The sequence below is a fragment of the Paracoccus onchidii genome (genome assembly GCF_028294535.1).
Lineage (GTDB): Bacteria > Pseudomonadota > Alphaproteobacteria > Rhodobacterales > Rhodobacteraceae > Paracoccus > Paracoccus onchidii.
In genome coordinates, this window is the sequence record NZ_JAQBIE010000022.1 from 43,440 (window position 1) to 64,062 (window position 20,623).

At 62.7% G+C, this 20,623-nt stretch carries 21 protein-coding genes and 1 pseudogene; 15 read left to right on the forward strand and 7 right to left on the reverse strand.

The genetic code is table 11. The features are described 5' to 3' along the window. Positions 1–2: 2 nt before the first annotated feature. The 6 genes from purH (at position 3) to PAF17_RS15650 (ending at position 6,870) form a co-directional block, all read left to right on the forward strand. Complete coding sequence (purH, locus tag PAF17_RS15625; protein ID WP_271890037.1) at positions 3–1,592, forward strand: bifunctional phosphoribosylaminoimidazolecarboxamide formyltransferase/IMP cyclohydrolase; 1,590 nt, start codon at positions 3–5, stop codon at positions 1,590–1,592. After that, entirely contained in the window at positions 1,592–2,278 is a 687-nt protein-coding gene (gene lspA, locus PAF17_RS15630; protein WP_271890038.1) for a signal peptidase II, read from the forward strand. The genes purH and lspA overlap by 1 nt, the downstream gene beginning before the upstream one ends. Before the next feature lie 35 nt (positions 2,279–2,313). Continuing rightward, positions 2,314–2,835: a DUF3035 domain-containing protein gene (locus PAF17_RS15635; protein ID WP_271890039.1), complete on the forward strand. Its 522-nt coding sequence runs from the start codon at positions 2,314–2,316 to the stop codon at positions 2,833–2,835. Beyond that, positions 2,832–4,052 carry a cytochrome P450 gene (locus tag PAF17_RS15640; protein WP_271890040.1) on the forward strand — a complete coding sequence of 407 codons (1,221 nt, stop codon included), beginning with the start codon at positions 2,832–2,834 and terminating at the stop codon, positions 4,050–4,052. The genes PAF17_RS15635 and PAF17_RS15640 overlap by 4 nt, the downstream gene beginning before the upstream one ends. 116 nt (positions 4,053–4,168) lie before the next feature. Beyond that, entirely contained in the window at positions 4,169–5,548 is a 1,380-nt protein-coding gene (locus PAF17_RS15645) for a M16 family metallopeptidase (protein WP_271890041.1), read from the forward strand. After that, positions 5,545–6,870 carry a M16 family metallopeptidase gene (locus PAF17_RS15650; RefSeq protein WP_271890042.1) on the forward strand — a complete coding sequence of 442 codons (1,326 nt, stop codon included), beginning with the start codon at positions 5,545–5,547 and terminating at the stop codon, positions 6,868–6,870. Before PAF17_RS15645 ends, PAF17_RS15650 begins: the two co-directional genes overlap by 4 nt. 45 nt (positions 6,871–6,915) lie before the next feature. Here the strand turns inward: PAF17_RS15650 and PAF17_RS15655 are convergent, their stop codons facing one another. Further along, the gene (locus tag PAF17_RS15655; RefSeq protein WP_271890043.1) at positions 6,916–7,092 is read right to left on the reverse strand and encodes a hypothetical protein; all 177 of its coding nucleotides are present in this window, start codon (positions 7,090–7,092) and stop codon (positions 6,916–6,918) included. 128 nt (positions 7,093–7,220) lie between these two features. On the opposite strand from PAF17_RS15655, the gene mutL reads away from it, so the two are divergent. Then, a complete protein-coding gene (mutL, locus tag PAF17_RS15660; protein ID WP_271890044.1) occupies positions 7,221–9,065 on the forward strand; it encodes a DNA mismatch repair endonuclease MutL in 1,845 nt (614 codons plus the stop codon). A 47-nt stretch (positions 9,066–9,112) separates the two neighbouring features. Beyond that, positions 9,113–9,484, forward strand: a complete 372-nt coding sequence (locus PAF17_RS15665; RefSeq protein WP_271890045.1) for a DUF3775 domain-containing protein — start codon at positions 9,113–9,115, stop codon at positions 9,482–9,484. Here PAF17_RS15665 and PAF17_RS15670 read toward each other — a convergent pair whose 3' ends face one another. The 6 genes from PAF17_RS15670 to PAF17_RS15695 all read right to left on the reverse strand — a co-directional run bounded on the left by PAF17_RS15670 (position 9,485) and on the right by PAF17_RS15695 (position 14,783). Further along, positions 9,485–10,663: a PQQ-dependent sugar dehydrogenase gene (locus PAF17_RS15670; RefSeq protein ID WP_271890046.1), complete on the reverse strand. Its 1,179-nt coding sequence runs from the start codon at positions 10,661–10,663 to the stop codon at positions 9,485–9,487. An 82-nt stretch (positions 10,664–10,745) separates the two neighbouring features. Next, the gene (locus PAF17_RS15675; protein ID WP_271890047.1) at positions 10,746–11,882 is read right to left on the reverse strand and encodes a saccharopine dehydrogenase family protein; all 1,137 of its coding nucleotides are present in this window, start codon (positions 11,880–11,882) and stop codon (positions 10,746–10,748) included. Beyond that, the gene (locus PAF17_RS15680) at positions 11,879–12,940 is read right to left on the reverse strand and encodes a saccharopine dehydrogenase (protein WP_271890048.1); all 1,062 of its coding nucleotides are present in this window, start codon (positions 12,938–12,940) and stop codon (positions 11,879–11,881) included. The genes PAF17_RS15675 and PAF17_RS15680 overlap by 4 nt, the downstream gene beginning before the upstream one ends. A gap of 105 nt (positions 12,941–13,045) precedes the next feature. Beyond that, positions 13,046–13,693: a pseudouridine synthase gene (locus PAF17_RS15685; RefSeq protein WP_271890049.1), complete on the reverse strand. Its 648-nt coding sequence runs from the start codon at positions 13,691–13,693 to the stop codon at positions 13,046–13,048. After that, positions 13,690–14,316 (reverse strand): LysE family translocator, encoded by a 627-nt coding sequence (locus PAF17_RS15690; RefSeq protein WP_271890050.1) that lies wholly within the window; start codon positions 14,314–14,316, stop codon positions 13,690–13,692. Before PAF17_RS15690 ends, PAF17_RS15685 begins: the two co-directional genes overlap by 4 nt. Then, positions 14,313–14,783: a GAF domain-containing protein gene (locus tag PAF17_RS15695; protein WP_271890051.1), complete on the reverse strand. Its 471-nt coding sequence runs from the start codon at positions 14,781–14,783 to the stop codon at positions 14,313–14,315. The genes PAF17_RS15690 and PAF17_RS15695 overlap by 4 nt, the downstream gene beginning before the upstream one ends. A 96-nt stretch (positions 14,784–14,879) precedes the next feature. Between PAF17_RS15695 and PAF17_RS15700 the strand changes: the two genes are divergently transcribed. The 7 genes and pseudogenes from PAF17_RS15700 to PAF17_RS15730 form a co-directional block, all read left to right on the forward strand. Further along, positions 14,880–16,202, forward strand: coding sequence for an ATP-binding protein (locus PAF17_RS15700; protein WP_271890052.1), 1,323 nt, complete (start codon positions 14,880–14,882; stop codon positions 16,200–16,202). 9 nt (positions 16,203–16,211) lie between these two features. Beyond that, positions 16,212–16,835: a response regulator transcription factor gene (locus PAF17_RS15705; RefSeq protein WP_271890053.1), complete on the forward strand. Its 624-nt coding sequence runs from the start codon at positions 16,212–16,214 to the stop codon at positions 16,833–16,835. A gap of 32 nt (positions 16,836–16,867) precedes the next feature. Beyond that, positions 16,868–17,383, forward strand: a complete 516-nt coding sequence (locus PAF17_RS15710) for a DUF2478 domain-containing protein (RefSeq protein ID WP_271890054.1) — start codon at positions 16,868–16,870, stop codon at positions 17,381–17,383. Continuing rightward, positions 17,380–17,652 carry a sulfurtransferase TusA family protein gene (locus tag PAF17_RS15715; protein ID WP_271890055.1) on the forward strand — a complete coding sequence of 91 codons (273 nt, stop codon included), beginning with the start codon at positions 17,380–17,382 and terminating at the stop codon, positions 17,650–17,652. Before PAF17_RS15710 ends, PAF17_RS15715 begins: the two co-directional genes overlap by 4 nt. Positions 17,653–17,667: 15 nt before the next feature. Then, positions 17,668–18,642 carry an iron exporter MbfA gene (gene mbfA / locus PAF17_RS15720; RefSeq protein WP_271890056.1) on the forward strand — a complete coding sequence of 325 codons (975 nt, stop codon included), beginning with the start codon at positions 17,668–17,670 and terminating at the stop codon, positions 18,640–18,642. Positions 18,643–18,748: 106 nt separating this feature from the next. Then, a complete protein-coding gene (locus tag PAF17_RS15725; RefSeq protein ID WP_271890057.1) occupies positions 18,749–19,675 on the forward strand; it encodes an AEC family transporter in 927 nt (308 codons plus the stop codon). Positions 19,676–19,747: 72 nt separating this feature from the next. Then, a pseudogene (locus PAF17_RS15730) lies at positions 19,748–20,539 on the forward strand (crotonase/enoyl-CoA hydratase family protein); the annotation flags it as partial. Between the last annotated feature and the right edge of the window lie 84 nt (positions 20,540–20,623).

Sequence of the window (20,623 nt, forward strand, 5' to 3'; positions counted from 1 at the left end):
CAATGTCCCATCCCGTCGCCCTGAAACGCGCGCTGATCTCGGTTTCCGACAAGACCGGCCTGATCGAGTTCGCCCGGAAACTCGCGGCACGCGGGGTCGAGATCCTGTCCACCGGCGGCAGTGCCAAGGCGATGCGCGAAGCGGGGCTGACCGTCAAGGACGTGGCCGATGTCACCGGCTTTCCCGAAATGATGGATGGCCGCGTCAAGACGCTGCATCCGGCGGTGCATGGCGGCCTTCTGGCGCTGCGCGACAATGACGAGCATCTGGCCGCGATGCAGGCGCATGGCATCGGCCCGATCGATCTGCTGGTCGTCAATCTGTACCCGTTCGAGGAAACCGTGGCGAAGGGCGCCGATTACGCCGATTGCATCGAAAACATCGATATCGGCGGCCCGGCGATGATCCGCGCGGCGGCCAAGAACCACGGCTTTGTCAGCGTCATCGTCGATGTTCAGGATTACGACGCCCTGCTGGCCGAGCTGGACGCCAATGACGATCACACCACCATGGGCTTCCGCCAGCGTCAGGCCCAGATCGCCTATGCCCGCACCGCCGCCTATGACGCTGCGGTCAGCACCTGGATGGCCGGCGCCATCGGCGAGGAAACGCCCCGCCGCCGCGCCTTTGCCGGCACGCTGGCACAGGGGCTGCGCTATGGCGAGAACCCGCATCAGCAAGCCGCCTTCTATGTCACCGGCGACACCCGCCCCGGCGTCGCCAGCGCCCGGCAGTGGCAGGGCAAGGAACTGTCCTACAACAATATCAACGACACCGACGCCGCCTTTGAGCTGGTCGCCGAATTCGACCCGGCCAATGGCCCGGCCTGCGCGATCATCAAACATGCCAACCCTTGCGGCGTGGCTCAGGGCGCGACCGCGATCGAGGCCTACAAGCGGGCCTTCGACTGCGACACCACCTCGGCCTTTGGCGGGATCGTGGCGCTGAACCAGCCGCTGGACGGGGCGACCGCCGAAGAGATCGTGAAGATCTTCACCGAGGTCGTCATCGCCCCCGACGCGGACGAGGATGCCAAGCGCATCTTCGCCGCCAAGAAGAACCTGCGCCTGCTGACCACCGGCGGGCTGCCCGATCCGACTGCCGCCGGCATGACCTTCCGCCAGGTCGCGGGCGGGTTTCTGGCGCAGGGCCGCGACAACGGCCATGTCAGCCGCGACGCGCTGAAGATCGTGACCGAACGCCAGCCCTCGGAACAGGAACTGAACGACCTGCTGTTCGCCTGGACGGTCGCCAAGCATGTGAAATCGAACGCCATCGTCTATGCTAGGGACGGGGCGACCGTCGGCATCGGCGCCGGCCAGATGAGCCGCGTCGACAGCACCCGCATCGGTCGCCGCAAATCCGAGGACATGGCCGAAGCGCTTGGCCTTGCCCAGCCGCTGACCATCGGGTCCGCCGTGGCATCGGACGCGTTCTTCCCCTTTGCCGACGGCATCGAGGCACTGGCCGAGGCGGGCGCAAAGGCGGTGATCCAGCCCGGCGGATCGATGCGCGACGATGAGGTGATCGCCGCGGCCAACCGTCTGGGCCTTGCGATGGTCTTTACCGGTCAACGGCATTTCCGGCACTGATGCAGCAGGAATTGCCCCTCGAGCCTGCCAAGGCCGACAGCCCCCCAAAACCGGCGCCCAAACCGGCGCCGCGCCCCCGCGCGCCGCGCAAGCCGAAACCGCCGCAGCGCGCGAATATGCGCCTGACCGGCTGGATCGCCTTTGCCATCATCGCGCTGGATCAGGCCCTGAAATATCTGGTCGTGCATATCCTGCGGCTGGACCAGATCCGCAATCTGGATGTGTTTCCCCCCTGGCTGAACCTGCGCATGGCATGGAATCAAGGGGTCAATTTCGGTCTGATGTCCTCGGATCAAGGCATGATGCGATGGGTGCTGATCGCGATTGCGGCGCTGATCTGCACATGGGTCTGGGTCTGGATCTGGCGCAGCAATGCGGGATTTCTGGCACGAATAGCCGCAGGTCTGCTGATCGGCGGCGCACTGGGCAATGTGATCGACCGTATCTATTACGGGGCGGTGGCCGATTTCCTGAATATGTCGCTGCCTTTCTGGCAAAACCCCTACAGCTTCAATGTTGCCGATATCGCGATCTTCGCGGGTGCCATCGGGCTTGTTCTGGTGCCCCAAGGCCCGGAAAAGCCAAAGAAGCCAGCCCGCAAGCCGCGCAGAAAACCTGCCGCGAAACCAAATGCCGCGCCATCTGCACCGTCACGGGATAACCCCCGTGACGACATCGAAAAATAACGCTAGAACGGGCGCGAATGATAAAGGGGCGTGGAATGCGGGCATATGCACTGACGATCGGAATCGCGCTGACCGCCGGGCTTGCGGCCTGTAGCGGCGATCCGCATCTGATGAACATTGAATCCGGCCAGTCCAGCCCGGACGAATTCGCGATTCTGCCGACCAAGCCCCTGACGATGCCGCCCGACCTGGCCGTTCTGCCGACACCGACCCCCGGCGGCGGCAACATCACCGACCCCACGCCGCAGGCGGATGCAGTCGCCGCACTTGGCGGCAATCCCGCAAGGTTGGAAAATCAGGGGATCGCCGCATCGGATCAGGCGCTGGTCGCCTATGCCGCGCGCCGCGGCACCGATCCGGCCATCCGCGTCGAACTGGCCCGGGCCGATCTGGAATGGCGGTCGCGCAACGCCCGCCGGCCGCTTGAAGCATTGGTCGGCACCTCGGTCTATCTGCGCGCCTATCGCAGCATGACGCTGGATTCCCAGGCCGAGCAGCTTCGCTGGCAGCGCGCTGGTGCCAGAACGTCGACCTCACCAGCACCCAGCGAGGAATGATCCCGGGTTTCAACCCGCATTCTGCCAGATTCGGACGCGACCCCTGGCCGGATTATCGCGCCCTTCGCGAACAGACCGGCCTGCCATATTGGCCCGAATTCGGTGGCTATCTGGCCGCCCGTTTCGAAGAGGTCCGCCAGATCGCGATGGATCGGCGCATGGTGCGCGGCACCGAGAGCTTTGCCTCTCCCGAAGAACGCCGCCGCCTGCAGATTTCCGCAAATTTCCACGACATGCCGTTTCATGAACGCTTCGTGCAAACTTCGATGCTGGAAATCGACGGACCTGACCACGATCGGCTGCGTCGCGCGGTGTTTCCGTTTTTTACCAAGACGCGCCTTGAGGCCCTGCGCGAATGGATCACCGAGTATGTCGATACCGCGCTGGACCGCCTGATCGCGGGCGGATCGTTTGACTTTGTGCGCGATCTGGCCGCGGATCTGCCCGGTCAGGTGATCGGCCACCTGATCGGCACCGATCCGGAACTGGCACCACAGATGACACGCTGGTCCGAAGATGTGGTCAGCTATTTCGACATTGACCGCACCGCCAGCAAGAAAGCCCGCGCCGAAAACGCGACGCGCCTGTTTCACGACCTGCTGCAAGACCTGTATCAGCGGCGCAAGGCCACCCCGCAGGACGATCTGACCAGCGCGTTGATCGGCACCGAAACCGCCGGCCTTCTGACCCATGACGAATTGATCGCGACGGTGATGCAGATCCTGCATGCCGGCCATGGCTCGACCATTGATGTCATGGCCAGCGGCCTGCATGCGCTGTTGAACCATCCCGCGCAGATGGCCCGCTTGCGCGATGATCACGGCCTGATGCCAACCGCGGTGCAGGAAATGTTCCGATTTGCCGCACCGCTGCCGTTTTTTCACCGCTATGCCAGTGAAGATATGTCGATTTGTGGCCGGCATTGGGCCAAGGGCACAAAATTCGGCTTGCTATATGCAAGCGCGAATCGCGACCCGGCCGCCTTTGCACAGCCTGACTGCTTTGACATCACACGCAAACCCAATGTTCATTTGGCCTTTGGCACTGGTCCGCATGTTTGTCTGGGCAATAACCTTGCCCGCCTGAACATGGACATCCTGTTCTCGGCGCTGCTGGCCCGAACCACCGAGATTGCGATTGCGGGCGAGGTGCACTGGAAGACCGGCCTTCAGGCCCACGGTCCGACCCAACTGCCCATCACCGCCAAAGCCGCATAATATCAACAACTTCCAAAAGTTCCTGCGCCTCCTCACACAATAGCGCGAGACAGGCTTGCGCCGACGGACGCCTGCGGTCAGATTTCCTCTCACCCAAGAGGAGGTCGTTTTTCCAGATGCGCCAACCCGCCCTGACTGTCGCCCTGCCGTTGCTGCTGTCACTGACAGCACCGGCCGCACAGGCCCAGATGCCCGAGGATGTCACCCACTTCACGCTGCCCAACGGCCTTGAGACGATCGTGATCGAAGATCATCGCGCCCCCGTCGTGGTGCAGATGGTCTGGTATCGGATCGGCGCCGCCGATGAACAGCCCGGAAAGTCCGGGATCGCGCATTATCTGGAACATTTGATGTTCAAGGGCACCGATACGCTGGAACCGGGTGAGTTTTCCAAGACCGTCACCGCGAATGGCGGCAGCGACAATGCCTTCACCTCGTATGACTATACCGCCTATTTCCAACGCATCGCCGCCGACCGCCTGCCCCTGGTGATGGAGATGGAGGCCGACCGTATGGCCAATCTGCAAATCGGCGAAGACGATTGGCAGGCCGAACGGCAGGTCGTTCTGGAAGAAAGGGCGCAGCGCATCGACAGCAATCCCCGCGCCCTGTTCGCAGAGGAACGCGATGCGGTTCAGTTCTATAACCACCCCTATGGCCGGCCCATCATCGGCTGGCGGCAGGAAATGGAAGGGCTGACCCGTCAGGATGCGATCGATTGGTATGACGCACATTACGCGCCCGATGATGCCGTCCTGATCCTTGCGGGTGATGTCACACCGGAAAAGGCCCGCGAACTGGCCGAGAAATACTACGGCGACATTCCCGCAAAAGGCGACATCGCCGCGCGGCTGCGCCCACAGGAACCCGTGCAGAACTCCCCCCGCAGGATCGAAATGCATGACCCGCGCGTGGCCCAGCCAACCTTCACACGCAGCTATCTGGCGACCGAACGCAATCCCGGCGATCAGAAACCCGCAGCCGCACTGACCATTCTGGCCGAACTGCTGGGCGGGTCGATGCAGACCTCGGTTCTGGGGCGTGAACTTGCCTTGCCCGGCAAGGCGCTGTGGGTCAATGCACGCTATGACGGGCTTTCGGTCGACCCCACCACCTTCATGTTGTCGATGGTTCCGGCGGATGACATCGATCCCGATCAGGCCGAAAAGCTACTGGATCAGGCGCTAACCGGGTTTCTTGCGGATGGCCCGGATGCCGATGATCTGGCCCGCGTCAAGACGCGCATCCGCGCCGCCCAGATCTACAGCCGCGATTCCGCCCATGGACGGGCCTATGACTATGGCCAGGGCCTGAGCACCGGCCTGAGTGTCGAGGACGTGAATGACTGGCCCGACATCCTTGCCGAAATTACCGCAGAGGACATTCGCGATGCGGCCGAAAAACTGCTGAACAGCAAGGCCACCGTCTCGGGCTGGCTGCTGCCTGCCGAACAGACCGCCACCCCTGCCGCAATCCAATCCGAGGTGCAGAAATGATCCGTGCCGCTTTTGCCCTGTTTCTGGCGGTTCTTGCCGCACCCGCCCATGCCATCGACATCCAGGAAGTCACATCCCCCAACGGGATCAAGGCCTGGCTGGTCGAGGATCATTCCATTCCCTTCACCGCGCTGAAGCTAGATTTTCAGGGCGGCGCAAGCCTCGACGCCCCGGATCACCGGGGTGCGATCAACATGATGACCGCTACGCTAGAGGAAGGCGCGGGCAAGCTGGGATCAACCGAATATGCCCGCGCGCTGGAAGATCTGGGCGCGAAAGTAAATTTTGACGTCAGCGACGACACGCTTGGCGTTTCGATGCAGGCGCTGACCGAAAACCGCGATGAAACCGCCGATCTGCTGGCCTTGGCCTTGGCCCAACCCCGCTTCGAGGATCGCGCGATGGAACGCGTGCGCGCCCAGATCCAGGCGATCATCCGGTCCGAGGCAAATGATCCGCAATCCATTGCGGCCAAGGAAATGGCCCGGCAGGCCTGGGGGGATCATCCTTACGGCAGTTCCGTCAACGGCACCGCCGACAGCATTGCCGCGCTGACGCGCAAGGATCTGGTGGCAGCCAAGAACCGCGTTCTGGCGCGCGACCGGGTCGTGATCGGTGCCGCTGGCGACATCACTGCCCAAGAACTGGGCGAGCTGGTGGACCGGATATTGGGCGGGCTTCCCGAAAAGGGCACCGCAGCCTTGCCTGCGCAGGCCGAATTGCAGCTGACCGGCGGCGTCACCACGATCGACTGGGACAGTCCGCAAACCGTTGTCAGCTTTGCGGGACCGGGGTTGCCGATTGACGATCCCGATTACTTTGCCGCCTATGTTGCCAACCACATCCTTGGCGGCGGGGGATTCAGTTCCCGGCTGATGGAGGAGATCCGCGAAAAGCGCGGGCTGACCTATGGGATCGGAACCGGCCTTGCCACCGGCATCTATGGCCAGACCTGGCAGGGCGGAATGGCGGGGTCGAACGCGACCACCGGTCAGGCCATCGACCTGATCCGGCAGGAATGGGATCGCATGGCGAAGGACGGCGTTTCCGACCAGGAGCTGGCCGATGCAAAAACCTATCTGACCGGTGAATATCCATTGCGCTTCGATGGCAATGGCAAGATCGCTTCGATCCTGTCGGGAATGCAGCTGGTGGGCTTTCCGGTCGATTATGTGAACACCCGGAATGACAAGGTCGAGGCCGTGACGGCCGCGGATGTCCAGCGGGTATCGCAAAGATTGCTGCACTCGGACGGGTTGCGCTTTGTGCTGGTCGGTCGCCCGGAAGGTATCGAGGCGACGGAAAGCGCCCAGATCGACTGAAGGCACAGTCAAGGACCGCTCGCATCGGGGCGGTCCTTGTGACGGCTACTTGACCTGAACCGCACCACTTCCGCCGATTGCCGCACCGGCGACGGCGCCGACCGGTCCACCGACGACCGCGCCCGTCGCGGCACCGGTCGTTGCCCGCGTCGCTGTGTCGGGACCGCAGGCGGCAAGCACAACTGTCGTGATGGCAAGCAGCATTGCCTGAATGGTCTGCATGGCGATTGTCCTTTTTCTGTCTCATTGGTTGCACCCCCAACGAACACCACCCCCGCGCGGTTTCCACATGCAGGTTTTTCGGGACGAAGAACTTTCGACCCGGTTCCGAAAATGCTAGATATGGGTCCATGACCAGCCACACCCCCAATATCCGCCCGATCATACGGCAGCTTGATGAAACAACCGCGAATCGCATTGCTGCGGGCGAGGTGGTCGAACGCCCGGCTTCGGCCGTCAAGGAACTGGTCGAGAACGCGCTGGATGCCGGCGCACAGCGCATCGATGTAACCATAGAAGCCGGCGGCAAGCGGTTGATTCGGGTCAGCGACGACGGATGCGGCATGACGGCCGATGACCTGCCTCTGGCCTTGTCGCGCCACGCCACCAGCAAGATCGATGGCAGCGATTTGCTGGCCATCAACAGCTTCGGGTTCAGGGGTGAGGCATTGCCTTCGCTGGGGGCTGTCGGGCGACTGACCATCACTTCGCGGGCGGCGGGGGCGGACGGGGCCGAGATTACCGTGACCGGAGGCAAATCGACGCCCGCCCGCCCCGCCGCGGGAAATCGCGGAACGGTGGTCGAACTGCGCGACCTGTTTCATGCCACCCCGGCCCGGCTGAAATTCATGCGCAGCGATCGGGCGGAAACCCAGGCCGTTGCAGAGGTTCTGCGACGGCTTGCCATGGCCGAACCTTTTGTCGGTGTCAGCCTGACCGCCGATGGGCGCAACCTGTTTCGCGCCGACGCGGAACAGGGCGATCTGTTCGGGGCCATGCAGGCCAGGCTGGGACAGGTCATGGGGCGCGACTTTATCGACAATGCGATTTCCATCGATGCCGAACGTGATGGCGTCACACTGACCGGCTTTGCGGCACTGCCAACCTATTCACGCGGCGCGGCCGTGGCACAGCATCTGTATGTGAACGGGCGACCGGTGCGTGACAAGCTGCTGACCGGTGCCCTGCGGGCAGGGTATATGGATGTGCTGGCGCAGGGCCGACATCCCGCGGCAGTCCTGTATCTGTCATGTGACCCGCAACTGGTGGATGTGAATGTCCATCCTGCCAAGGCCGAGGTCCGCTTTCGCGATCCGGCCGCAGCGCGGGGATTGCTGGTCACGACCTTGCGCCACGCGCTTGCGTCAGCGGGTCATCGCGCCTCTTCGACGGTGGGCGATGCGACGCTGGCGGCCTTTCGGTCCGAACCCGCCGCGCAGACCACACCGCGGCCCCAATACCAGATGGATTACCGCCCCTCGGCGATGGCGCGAAAGGCGGCCTTTGACCTGCAGGCCCCGGTCATCGACCCGATGGCTGCGCAGGATCCGGGCTTTGCCGAATCCCCGTCCGCACGTTTCGAGGAAACCGAGGATGGGGATCACGACGTCAGCGCCCCGCTGGGGGCAGCCCGTGCGCAGATCCATGAAAACTATATCATTGCGCAAACCGAGGACGGCATGGTCGTCATCGATCAGCACGCCGCACATGAACGTCTGGTCTATGAGCGCCTGAAGGAACAGGCCGAACACGCCGGAATTCCCTCGCAGGCTTTGCTGATCCCCGAAATCGTCGAACTCAGCGAAAATGACGCCACCCGCATTCTGGCAATAAGCGATCAACTCGCCCGGCTGGGACTGGTGATCGAGGCGTTTGGCGGCGGCGCGGTCGCGATCCGTGAAACTCCGGCCATGCTGACCCGGCTGGACGCCCCGGCACTGATCCGCGACATTCTGGATGATCTGGCCGATCAGGGCGCGTCGGACCGGCTGCGCGGTCGTATCGATGCGGTGCTATCATCCATGGCCTGCCACGGTTCGATCCGGTCAGGCCGCCGCATGAACGCGGAAGAAATGAACGCCCTCCTGCGCGAGATGGAACGGACGCCGAAATCGGGGCAATGCAATCACGGTCGCCCGACATGGGTAAAGCTGCGCCTGTCCGATATCGAAAGGTTGTTCGGCCGAAGGGATTGACGCATTCCCCGCGCGGGGCGACAACAAGGAAACCGCAGGAGGTTTCCATGCTTCAGATCAGCCCCGAAAAGATCGCGCATATCATCATCCGTGCGCGCGAATATGACAGCGGCGTCAACGCCTGGGCGCATCAGGGCGGCGGACGACAGCACGGAACCCGCACCGAGTTGCATGATTTCATCGAAGGGCTGAACGAAGACGAACAGGCCAGCCTTGTCGCCGTCATGTGGATCGGGCGCGACAGTTTCGATGCCTCGGAACTGGAAGAGGCGATCCGAACCGCCCGCGAGGAAAGAACCACCCCGACCGAAGATTACCTGATGGGCGAACCGCGCCTGTCCGACCTGTTGGAAGCCGGGATGGACGCGCTCGGCATCTCGCCCGAAGATGCCGAGGACGATCTGCAAAAACCGGTGTGATCAGCGCACGGAAGACACGCGTATCAACGCACCGTCTTCTGCATCCGTCAAAATCATGATCGCGCCGTCATGGGCGACATCGACATCGCGCACCCGGCCGACATTTTTCAGATAGCGTGCTTCGCCAACGACCCGGTCACCAGACAGTTTCAGTCTGATCAGTGAACTGGTCTGCAACCCGCCCGCAAGCAGATCACCGTTCCAGTCCGGGAACATGTCGCCCTGATAGAACACCAGCCCGCTGGGTGCGATGACCGGATCCCAATAATAGACCGGCTGTTCGGTGCCCGCTTTCTGGGTCAATCCGCCGGTGACCTGATCGCCGTTATACTCGGTGCCATAGCTGACATCGGGCCAGCCGTAATTCCGCCCGGCTTCTGGCTTGTTCAGTTCATCCCCGCCCATCGGGCCGTGTTCGGTTGTCCAAAGCTCGCCCGCGGGCGACAGGGCGGCCCCCTGCATGTTGCGATGCCCCCAGGACCAGATCTCGGGCAAGGCGCCCTCGCCCCCTGCACGCCCCATTGGCGCCCCTGTCAGCGGATCGATACGCACGACCTTGCCAAGCGTAGTGTTCAGATCCTGCGCCGAGTGGCGAAAATCATTGCCGCCCCGTTCACCGGTGGTCACGAACAGCCCGCCCTTGCCGTCCAGCACCAGACGGGAACCGTAATGCAATGTCGAAGGAAAGGGCGTTTGCCGCCAGATGATGCTGGCATCTTCGACCATGCTGCCATCTTCGGACAAGGTGCCTGTCGCCACGGAAACATGGGTCAGGTTGTCGGGGTCGCGTTCGGCAAAACTCACCCAGAGACGGCGGGTCCGGTCAAAATCCGGGTCCACGATCACATCCAGAAGCCCGCCCTGATCCTGGGCGTCGACCTTGGGCAGGCCGCCGATCGGGGCAGACAGGCTGCCATCGGTACCAACCAGCCGCAAGCGCCCGGGCCGTTCAGTGACCAGCCAGCGGTCATCGGGCAGCTGGGCCATCCCCCAGGGATGTTCAAGACCACCGACAACCGTTTCCTTGACCACCGGATATGTTGCCATCATGGGCGCACGTGTCTGGTTTTCGAAGGCCGGTTCCTGATCGGGTGCGTTCGGCGGGCGGCCATTGAAGCCCTGGGCCGCCGCGCAACCCGCAAACAGACTGGTGAGGGCAAGTATCTTAAATGGTTTCATGGCACTGTTCATCCCCTGAAAATACCTGGCCACCTTAGCGCGGTGAACCGGCCTGCGTCCTGCCCGGATGTTCACGAGCGCGTCAGTTCATGTGATCAAGCTTGGCCATATGCTGTGCGATTGCGCCGATATGTTCCAGCCATTCGCCAACGACAGCAGGTTCTTCGGGGGCCGCATGTACACCAGGCTCAATCCTGCCATCCGAAACGGCCCCGACCGCCAGCGCGACGGTGATCGAAACCAGTTGCGCCATGGCGCTGCCGGATTCGGTCCCAAAGGCGTCAAGCACCCATTCCTTGTTCCAGACCAGCTGTCCATCGCGTTCGGCGCTGAGCGCGACGAACAGAACGACCCGATCGGGTTCACCCTCGGCATAGGAATTGTCGCGCCAGAACTGATCGGCCATTTCCCGCAGGCGCGCCTCGCCGGTGTCACCGCTCAGGGTTTCGACTTCCTGGAACACCGGGGTCCAGGCCTGCTGCCAGCCTTGCAAGCGCAGCGTGCCACGCACGAAATCCTGCACATTCCAGTCGGGATCAAACCCGTATTGCGCGATAAACGGCAATGAATCGCGATTGGGATAAACCTCGAAACTTTCGGGCTTTGGCAAAGGCGCGTCATAGGCTTCGATCGCGTCCCAGGGTCGCGCGACATCGCGCACCTGCCCGCCACGCAGCGATTTCGACGGCGACCGCAAGGCCCGCAACACCCCAAGGGGTGACCAGCTGAACTTGTAGCGGAACGGATTGGGAAGCTTGGGCACCCCTCCGCAATAAGAGGTAAAGCGAATGACATCTCCCGGCTGGGCCTGAGCCTTGAAATCGGCGACCAGATCATGCGCCATCAGGTGATCGATACCCGGATCCAGCCCGACCTCGTTCATGACAACGACGCCCGCCGCCTTGGCCCGATCATCCAGCGCGGCCATCTGGGGTGCGATATAGCTAGAGCTGATGAAATGCGCCCCCTTGTCGATCGCCATTTCAGCCAGGGCGACATGCTGGTCCGCAGGCAGCATCGACACGACGATATCGCCGGGCGCGACCGCCTGTGCCAGCACCTCTGGCGCATAGGCGCGAATGTCGTCGCACAAATCGCCAACCGCGTCGCGGGCCTTGCCCTCGGTGCGGTTCCAGACCGTGACATCCTGATCGCCACGCAGCAATTCGCGCAAACCGGGAATCGCGCTGAGTCCCGTTCCAACCCAGTGAATGGTCATGTCTGAAGCTCTTTTACTTTTTCTTCGAAGATGGCGTTCGCCCGTGCCCAGGGGCCTTGGTCGATTTGCGGCAACTGGCGCAGCACAGGCAATAACTGCGCAGCATAATCCAGCGAGGATTCGCGTGGCAGCATCGACGGCAGGTTGTCGATTGCCATGACATCCAGCGGCGGTTGCGTTGCGACGCGCAGCGCCGGTTCCAACCAGGAGGTGCTGCAGTCATAGACCTTGATCGGTGAAAAATCGCTGGTCGGATCACAGGCGACATCACCGATCACCGTCAAGCTCCGTCCCGGCGCGACCGCATCGGCAGGCACGAATACCGGGGCGCCCGGCTGGGCCAGGATTGCGTTGATGAAAATGTCATGGGTCAGGATCTCGGGGAAGGGGCCGCCATGCGCGGTTTCCTCGATGTCCCAACGGGTGACGGGAACCCCCATCTCGGTCATCAGGTCCGCCGCGCCGGACCCGACGCGCCCCTTTGCACCAATCACGATGGCGCGGGGCCGTGGACGACCCGAGGCGTCAAGCTGGGCGCGAAGATCCGTGGTCATCCCTTCCTTGTCGGGATAGGCATGCACCGCCTGACAGATCCCGCCGCGCTGCTGGGCGACCCAGCATTTCAACGACACCGCAGCGCCGGCATATCCCGCCCAGTAACCAAAGGCCGCCAGGCGGCGACCATGCTCGTCGACCAGATATTCCAGATCGAACAACTGGCCTTCGCCCCGCGCGAAACGCGCCAACAGGATCTGCCCGTCTGGTTGTCCCTTGAAGGCATGCCCGAACATGATGTGCCGGTGACGCAACGGGCTGCCGTCTTCAGGCAGTTCCTTGAGGCCAAAGACAATCGCTTCATCGGGGGCATCGGGCCAGGCGCCTTCGGGTGCAATTTCAGCGCCCGCCTTGCGGTATTCCTCGATCGGAATGATACGACGCGCGCTGTCTTCGACCGTGACGCGAAAGCCATCGCCCAGCAGACGCGCCACCCCGTCAGGGGTGATGCCAACCCGGTCTTCATTCGCGCGACTTTCGGCGCGCACCCACAGATGTGTCATCCTGCCCCTCCATCATCCGCACCTGTCTAGGACAGCGCGATCAGCACGGCAAGCAGGGGCATGCCCGGCGCATTCCCCCACTGCATGAATGGCGGGGGCATCGGTTCAAAACGGTGCGGCGGCCCGAAAATTCATCTGCACGCCGCTGTCGGGGTGCTTGATCCGCAGGCTTTCGGCATGCAGCATCAGCCGCGGGAACGCAGCTGCGGCACCGGTCGCATAAAGCGGATCACCCAGGATGACATGCCCGGCATGCAGCATATGAACCCGCAACTGATGGCTGCGTCCGGTCACCGGAAACAGCCGCACCCGCGTTTCGGCATCGCTGGCCTTGATCACCTGCCAGTCGGTCTGGGCGGGCTTGCCGGTCTCGTGATCGACCTTCTGGCGGGGGCGGTTGGGCCAATCCACGATCAGCGGCAGGTCGACACGCCCGGTCCGGGGCTGCAAGCGCCCGTCGAGCCGCGCGATATAGGCCTTCTTGGTGCGCCGTTCTTCAAATTGCTTCGACAAATGTCGCTGCGCATGCGCCGTCAGCGCAAAGATCATGATGCCCGAGGTATCCAGATCAAGCCGGTGCACCAACAGAACGGTCGGGAAGGCGCCGCGCAAACGCTCGATCATGCAATCCGCCTTGTCCGGTCCGCGCCCCGGAACCGACAACAGGCCAGACGGCTTGTTGACCACCAGAATCTCATGATCGGCATGGACGATATCGGGGACTTCGTCCGGGGGCGCGTAAACGAAGCTCATTTCGCGACCAGACGGATCGCCAGGCCGGCAAACATGACCGCCGCGATCCGGTTCACGAGGCCAAGACGTTTGCCGATCACATGGCCCGCCAATCCGCCCACGACCCCGTAACCCATCGTGACGATGGTGCCGGTCATTGCGAAAATCAGGCCAAGTCCCAGGATCTGCTGCCAGACCGGCCCCCAGGCCGGATTGGTGAACTGCGGCAGGAAGGCCAGCAGGAACAGAACCGGCTTGGGGTTCAGGGCATTGGACAGAAAACCACGGCGGATGATGTTCCACGGCCTGACGCTGCCCTTGGCCGAAGGATCGACGGGACCGGCCGTCCAGCTTTTCCATGCCAGCCACAACAGATAGGCCGCACCCACATATTTGATGGCCCGCAGGGCTTCCGGATGGGCGGCAACCACCGCGCCCAGCCCCGCCGTTGCCATGGCCAGATGCATCAGCACCCCGAGACCAACCCCGAACCCGGCCAGAACACCAGCCCTCGGGCCGCCCTGAATCCCACAAGCGCTGGCAAAGAATACATCCTGCCCCGGCGCAAAATTCAGCACCAGCCCGCCAAGCACAAATGCCGAAAGCTGCGCGACGGGTATATTTGCCAACGTCTCCCAGATCATGAAACCGCCCGGACCTCGACTTCGGCAAAGACGCGGGCAAGGATCGCCCCCAGGGATTCCGCATCGCGTTCCGAAAATGCATCGGGCTGGTCGCTGTCGATGTCCAGAACCCCGATCAGCCTGTTGTCACGCCCGAACACCGGCAAGACCAATTCTGAACGGGTTGTGCTGCTACAGGCGATATGCCCTGCAAAGGCATCGACATCGCGCACGATCTGGGGCTGTCCGCTGCGCGCGGCGGCCCCGCAAACCCCACGCGAAAACGGAATGGCCAAACAGCCATGCCCGCCCTGATACGGTCCGATCTTCAACATCTCCGGGGCGGTCACGCGATAGAAACCGGTCCAGTCGAAGCGGGGGTCGGAATGATGGATTTCACATGCCATCGTGGCCATCAGCGCGACCTCGTCGGTTTCGCCTTCGGTCAGGGCAAGGATTCGGGCGGCAAGCGAGTCATAATCACACATGCAGACCGTTTACGCCTTCGACTCCGGCGGGGAAAGTCTGCTTTTGTCAAAGATCCGCCCTTCCCCACGCTGTCACCTTCGGCCAATGTCCCAAGGATGAAGAAACTGTCGCTGACAATTCGCGTGCTGATCGTCATTCTGGCGGTGCAGGCGGTTCTGTTCGTCATGCTGGCCATTGCAAATCTGGACGGGATGCGCCGCGAGATCGCCACGGAAACTCGCCTGGCGACCCAGACCGCCCGTTCGCTGGTGCTGGCCACGATCGGAACGATGCAGGGCTCTGTTCCCGACGACCGGCTGATGGCAATGCTGCCCGAGCGCCTGGTGCCACCGCGCCATACGCGCATCGCCATACTGGATGCCAGCGACGGGACCATCAGGCAGGTCGGGCATACCGGCCCCCGCAACCAGGCCGCACCGCCCTGGTTTTCGCGGCTTCTGGCGCCCGACCCGACCGAGACCCGGCTGCCGGTCATGTTGCGCGATCGGCTGCGCGGGTTTGTCCATATTGCTACCGATTCCGGCGATGAAATCGCCAGCGCGTGGCGCGACATCGGCAAGACGTTGGGATTGGCGGCATTGGCGTCGGCGGTGCAGGCATTGCTGATCCTGTTTGCGGTGCGGGCGGCGCTGCGCCCGGTTGCAACGATCACGGCGCGCCTGTCGGAAATGTCGCAGGGGGATCTGGGCGCGCGCGTCGGACCCCTGCCCCAGCCCGATCTTGCACCTCTTGCAGAAGGGGTCGATCATCTGGCGGCATCGCTGGAACAAGCCCGCGCCGAACGTTCCCGCCTGCAAAGACAGGTGGTCAGTCGCGCCGATGACGAACGCAAGGCGATCGCGCGCGACCTGCATGACGAAATGGGTCCCTGCCTCTTCGGACTGCGCGTCGAGGCCGAGGCCCTGCAAGACAGAAGCAGAACCAATGACGACCGGCAAAGCGCCGGCGCGATCATGGCCATCGCCGATCAGATCGCCGGCGTGAATCGCGCATTGCTGAACGATCTGCGCCCGGCCGCCATCGGACAACTGCCCCTGGCGGATGTCCTGCGCGATTACGTCGGCGACCTCAACCGGATGGCCACGGAAACGCGGATCGAACTGAACATCGCACCAGACCTGCCCGAACCCGACGAACCCACCGCTATCACCCTGTTCAGGATCTTGCAGGAAGGCTGCACCAACGCGCTGCGGCACGCCCATCCTGACCGGATCACGATACGGGTCTGGACCGACCCGGCCCATTGGCGCATGATCCTGACCGATGACGGCCATGGCCTGCCCCGGCAATACCGGCCCGGGACCGGCCTGACAGGCATGCGGGAACGGATCACCCTGCTGGGGGGCAGCCTGCACCTGTCATCAGAGGGGACCGGCACCACGATCGACGCAACCCTGCCCCGACGGCAGGTCAAATGAGGCCATGACATGAAAACCGCGCTGGTCATCGACGACCATCCCATCACACATCTTGGTGCCAGCCGATTGCTGCGCGATCTGGGATATGAACGGGTCGCACAGGCCATGACCGGTGAAGATGCGCTGGCACAGATCGGCGAAGGGCTGGCCCCTTCCCTGATTGTTCTGGATATCAACATGCCGGGCACAGGCGGGCTGGATATGATTTCTCCTCTACGCGAGGCGCTGCCGTCGGTCGGGGTGCTGGTGTTCTCGATGAATGACCAGACCGGATTTGCCGCCCGCGCCCTGCAGGCCGGTGCGCAGGGATTCCTGTCCAAACATGCGCCCCCTGCCGATTTTCGCGACGCCGTGACGACCCTGGAAAACGGAGAATTCTACCTGTCATCCAAGCAGGCCGTTGCACTGGCCACTTTGCGCGCGGGTGCCAGCGCCGATCCGCTTGCCGCGCTTTCGGATCGTGAACGCCAGGTTCTGGGCCTGATCGGGCGCGGGCTCAGCCTTCAGGCCATCGCCGACGAGCTGGGCGTCAGCTACAAGACCGCCGCGAACACATCTTCCGCACTCAAGCGCAAGCTGGATGTTGACGGGATCAACGGTTTGATGAAATTCGCGCTGGACAGCGGCGTCTGACCGGCTGCGTCCGCCATCAAGGAGGGTTGCCAATGACATTGGGCTGGTTCGGCCTGGAACAGAATGCCGCCCCCGGCGCGGCCGATGCCATGCTGCACCGCCTGGCGCATGACCTGATGGATCAGGGCATTCGCGTGGCCGGTGCCGTTCAGATCAACAGCGCGGCGGACCCCGACTGTGCGTGTGACATGGATGTTGCCATCCTTGGCGATGACACGCCGCCAATCCGCATTTCGCAGTCTTTGGGCGCAGGCTCGGCAGGGTGCCGGCTGGACCCGGGCGCATTGGAACAGGCCGCAATGCGGGTCCGGCCGCGCATCGCGGACGCGCAATTGCTGATATTGCCGAAATTCGGCCGACAAGAAGCCATGGGCCGCGGTTTCCGCGATGTCATCGCCCAAGCCATGTCCGAAGGAGTGCCCGTCATCCTGCATGTGCCGGAACCCCAGCGCCCGGCCTTTGCACAGTTCAGCGGCGAACTGGCGCAGCGCGTGGCCGCAAGCGACCTTGCCGATTGGTGCGCCCTATCGCTGCGAGGACAGGCTTGACCAGCGCGCCACTGGTCGATGCGCGCGGGCTGCTGTGCCCCCTGCCGGTGCTGCGTCTGCGCAAGGCGCTGCTGGCATGCAGGCCCGGTGACAGGCTGCGGCTGCTGGCAAGCGATCCGATGGCGGTGGTCGATGTGCCGCATTTCTGCGCGCAGGCCGGTCATGCCATGATAGCCGCGCATGACCATGATGACGGCCTACATGAATTCATCGTTGAACGGGGCCCCGACCGCCCCGCCGGGCGGGACGACGCGCCCGAAACGGATTGAACAGAGAACGGACCAATGCGGATTACAGGACATCGCAGACGCTTTTCGGACCTGACCGAACAAGAGGTGCTGGCACTGGCAATCGCCTCGGAAGAGGATGACGGGCGCATCTATCGCAACTGGGCTGAATTTTTGCGCCAGGATTACGGCGGCACGGCCAAGATCTTTGAACAGATGGCCGCCGAGGAAGATGAACATCGCCATCTTCTGATCGAAACCTATCGCACCCGTTTCGGTGAAACGATCCCAGTGATCCGGCGAGAACATGTCGCAGGTTATTACAGCCGACGTCCGGCATGGATGATGCAGAATCTGTCGCTTGAGGCGATCCGGAACGAAGCCGCGCTGATGGAACATGATGCCGCCGAATTCTATGCCCATGCCGCTCAGAGATGCGGCGATGCGGCGACGCGGAAATTGCTGGGGGATCTGGCGGCGGCGGAACGCGGGCACGAAACCCGCGCCTCGGATCTGGTCGAAGAAAACCTGACCGACGAGACGCGCGAAAAGGAAGACGCCGTCGCCCATCGCGAATTCGTGCTGACATGGGTGCAACCGGGTCTGGCCGGGCTGATGGATGGCAGCGTGTCGACCCTGGCCCCCATCTTTGCAACCGCCTTTGCCACGCAGGACACGTCGACAACATTTCTGGTCGGTCTGGCCGCCAGCCTTGGCGCCGGGATAAGCATGGGCTTTACCGAGGCCGCATCCGATGACGGGGTCGTTTCCGGACGGGGATCACCGCTGAAGCGGGGCATCGCCTCGGGGGTGATGACGGCCATCGGTGGTCTGGGGCATGCATTGCCCTATCTGATCCCCCATTTCTGGACGGCGACAATCATTGCCTGCATTGTTGTGTTCGTCGAACTTTGGGCAATCGCCTGGATCCAGAACCGCTGGATGGCAACGCCTTTCTGGCGCGCAGCCTTGCAAGTGGTCGTTGGGGGTGGTCTGGTCTTCGCAACCGGAGTTCTGATCGGATCGGGTTGATGCCTTACCCCGACAGGAGGAGTTACTTGGATTTTGACCCCGCATCTCGGCGAGGGGCAGCCCGGCTTGTGCCCTTGATTGGCTCAGGCGGGCGGGCACGGCACTGATGTTCGAGATATTCCAGAAAACACTGCCATTCTTCGGGCTGATCGGACTGGGTTGGCTGGCCGCGAGAACGCGGTTCTTTCCGCAGGACGCCGCGGCCTGGCTGACAAAGTTCGTCTTTTTCTTTGCACTTTCGGCCATGTTGTTCCGCTTTGCCGCGCGTCTGGATCTGCCGGCGCTGTTCGACCTGCCCTTCGTGCTTGCCTATCTTGTCGGCTCGGTGCTGGTCTGGGTCATCGGGCTGGTGGTCGCGCTGCGTCGTGGCCTGCGCCTGACTGATGCCGCGATGGAGGCGCAATGCTGCATCACGGGAAATACCGGGTTTCTCGGCGTGCCGATGCTGGTCGTATTGCTGGGCGAAGCGGCAATCGGACCGGTTCTGATGGTGCTGACGATCGACATGCTGGTCTTTTCGACCCTGATCACATTGATCGTGCACGCTGCCAGAAGCGGTCGCCTGAGATTGCACAGCATTGTGCCGGTCTTGCGTGGGATTGCCGCAAATCCGATGATCCTGTCGATGGGGGCCGGGCTGGTTTGGTCGACGGCGAAAATGCCCATGCCCCGCCCTTTTGATGAGTTCCTCTTGCTTCTGGGTTCCGCCGCAACGCCAGGGGCCTTGTTCGCCATCGGCGCCAGCCTCGCAACATTGCGGATCAAACGGCTGGGGCCGTCCTTGTGGCTCAGCGTTGCGAAACTTGTGCTGCATCCCGCCGCCGTGGCGCTGACAGCGCTGGTACTGTTTCGCGTCGACAGCTTCGCCGCCGGCGTCATGATCGCCGCCGCCGCCCTGCCTGTCGCGGGGAACGTCTACATCCTGGCCCAGCATTTCGGTATCGCGCAGCAACGCGTGTCGACCGCGATCCTGATTTCGACAGTGGCCAGCATCGTGACAGTTCCGGCCGTAATGCTGCTGATCCAGGGATGAAAAACCCTTGCAGCTATACCCGTCAGAATTGTCGGGCTATGCAGACATCAACACCCATGCAGGAGGAAGCCGATGCGCGACATTACCGATCTGAAACTGGAAAACATCCTGCTCGACATTGACGATGACGCCATCGCCACGGTGACGCTGAACCGCCCGCAAAAGCGCAATGCACTGGATCTGGCAACAATCGACGAGCTGGTCGATATATTTGCAACGCTGCCGCGCGCCGGTATCAAAGCCGCGATTCTCCGGGCCAACGGAGCGCATTTCTGCGCCGGCTTGGATCTGGTCGAACATCATCGTGAAAACCGATCCGCCAGTGATTTCATGCATGTCTGCCTGCGCTGGCATGAAGCCTTCAACAAGATGGAATATGGCGGTGTGCCCATCATAGCCGTCTTGCACGGTGCGGTCGTCGGAGGCGGGCTGGAACTGGCATCGGCGGCCCATATCCGGGTCGCGGCACCCGACACCTATTTTGGTCTGCCCGAAGGACAGCGCGGCCTGTTCACAGGTGGCGGTGCGACGATTCGCGTCGCGGACCTGATCGGCAAGGCGCGCATGATCGACATGATGCTCTCGGGCCGCCTGTATCACGGTCAAGAAGCGGTAGATGTCGGCCTGTGCCAGTATCTTGTCGAGAACGCCGAAGAAAAGGCCGATGAGATCGCGCGAAACGCGGCACAGAACCCGCCTCTTTCAAACTTTGCGATCTGCTCGGCAATCAGCCACATGCAGAACATGAGCGCATTGGATGCGGCCTATGCCGAGGCCGTTGTCGCCGGGGTCGTCAATACGCAGGATGACGCAAAGGCCCGTCTGGAAGCATTTTCCAAGGGCACGGCCAACAAGATCAAACCCAAGACGGGCAGCAATTCCGCATATGCGATGAAGACGACGACACCCAGCCCCACCTCCATGAAGCCGGACAGCTTGGGCCAATTT

What these genes read in the sequence shown, in the direction of transcription:
- purH (WP_271890037.1), top strand. Translation starts at nt 3, where the DNA reads ATGTCCCATCCCGTCGCCCTGAAACGCGCGCTGATCTCGGTTTCCGAC.
- lspA (WP_271890038.1), top strand. Translation starts at nt 1,592, where the DNA reads ATGCAGCAGGAATTGCCCCTCGAGCCTGCCAAGGCCGACAGCCCCCCA.
- PAF17_RS15635 (WP_271890039.1), top strand. Translation starts at nt 2,314, where the DNA reads ATGCGGGCATATGCACTGACGATCGGAATCGCGCTGACCGCCGGGCTT.
- PAF17_RS15640 (WP_271890040.1), top strand. Translation starts at nt 2,832, where the DNA reads ATGATCCCGGGTTTCAACCCGCATTCTGCCAGATTCGGACGCGACCCC.
- PAF17_RS15645 (WP_271890041.1), top strand. Translation starts at nt 4,169, where the DNA reads ATGCGCCAACCCGCCCTGACTGTCGCCCTGCCGTTGCTGCTGTCACTG.
- PAF17_RS15650 (WP_271890042.1), top strand. Translation starts at nt 5,545, where the DNA reads ATGATCCGTGCCGCTTTTGCCCTGTTTCTGGCGGTTCTTGCCGCACCC.
- PAF17_RS15655 (WP_271890043.1), bottom strand. Translation starts at nt 7,092, where the DNA reads ATGCAGACCATTCAGGCAATGCTGCTTGCCATCACGACAGTTGTGCTT.
- mutL (WP_271890044.1), top strand. Translation starts at nt 7,221, where the DNA reads ATGACCAGCCACACCCCCAATATCCGCCCGATCATACGGCAGCTTGAT.
- PAF17_RS15665 (WP_271890045.1), top strand. Translation starts at nt 9,113, where the DNA reads ATGCTTCAGATCAGCCCCGAAAAGATCGCGCATATCATCATCCGTGCG.
- PAF17_RS15670 (WP_271890046.1), bottom strand. Translation starts at nt 10,663, where the DNA reads ATGAAACCATTTAAGATACTTGCCCTCACCAGTCTGTTTGCGGGTTGC.
- PAF17_RS15675 (WP_271890047.1), bottom strand. Translation starts at nt 11,882, where the DNA reads ATGACCATTCACTGGGTTGGAACGGGACTCAGCGCGATTCCCGGTTTG.
- PAF17_RS15680 (WP_271890048.1), bottom strand. Translation starts at nt 12,940, where the DNA reads ATGACACATCTGTGGGTGCGCGCCGAAAGTCGCGCGAATGAAGACCGG.
- PAF17_RS15685 (WP_271890049.1), bottom strand. Translation starts at nt 13,693, where the DNA reads ATGAGCTTCGTTTACGCGCCCCCGGACGAAGTCCCCGATATCGTCCAT.
- PAF17_RS15690 (WP_271890050.1), bottom strand. Translation starts at nt 14,316, where the DNA reads ATGATCTGGGAGACGTTGGCAAATATACCCGTCGCGCAGCTTTCGGCA.
- PAF17_RS15695 (WP_271890051.1), bottom strand. Translation starts at nt 14,783, where the DNA reads ATGTGTGATTATGACTCGCTTGCCGCCCGAATCCTTGCCCTGACCGAA.
- PAF17_RS15700 (WP_271890052.1), top strand. Translation starts at nt 14,880, where the DNA reads ATGAAGAAACTGTCGCTGACAATTCGCGTGCTGATCGTCATTCTGGCG.
- PAF17_RS15705 (WP_271890053.1), top strand. Translation starts at nt 16,212, where the DNA reads ATGAAAACCGCGCTGGTCATCGACGACCATCCCATCACACATCTTGGT.
- PAF17_RS15710 (WP_271890054.1), top strand. Translation starts at nt 16,868, where the DNA reads ATGACATTGGGCTGGTTCGGCCTGGAACAGAATGCCGCCCCCGGCGCG.
- mbfA (WP_271890056.1), top strand. Translation starts at nt 17,668, where the DNA reads ATGCGGATTACAGGACATCGCAGACGCTTTTCGGACCTGACCGAACAA.
- PAF17_RS15725 (WP_271890057.1), top strand. Translation starts at nt 18,749, where the DNA reads ATGTTCGAGATATTCCAGAAAACACTGCCATTCTTCGGGCTGATCGGA.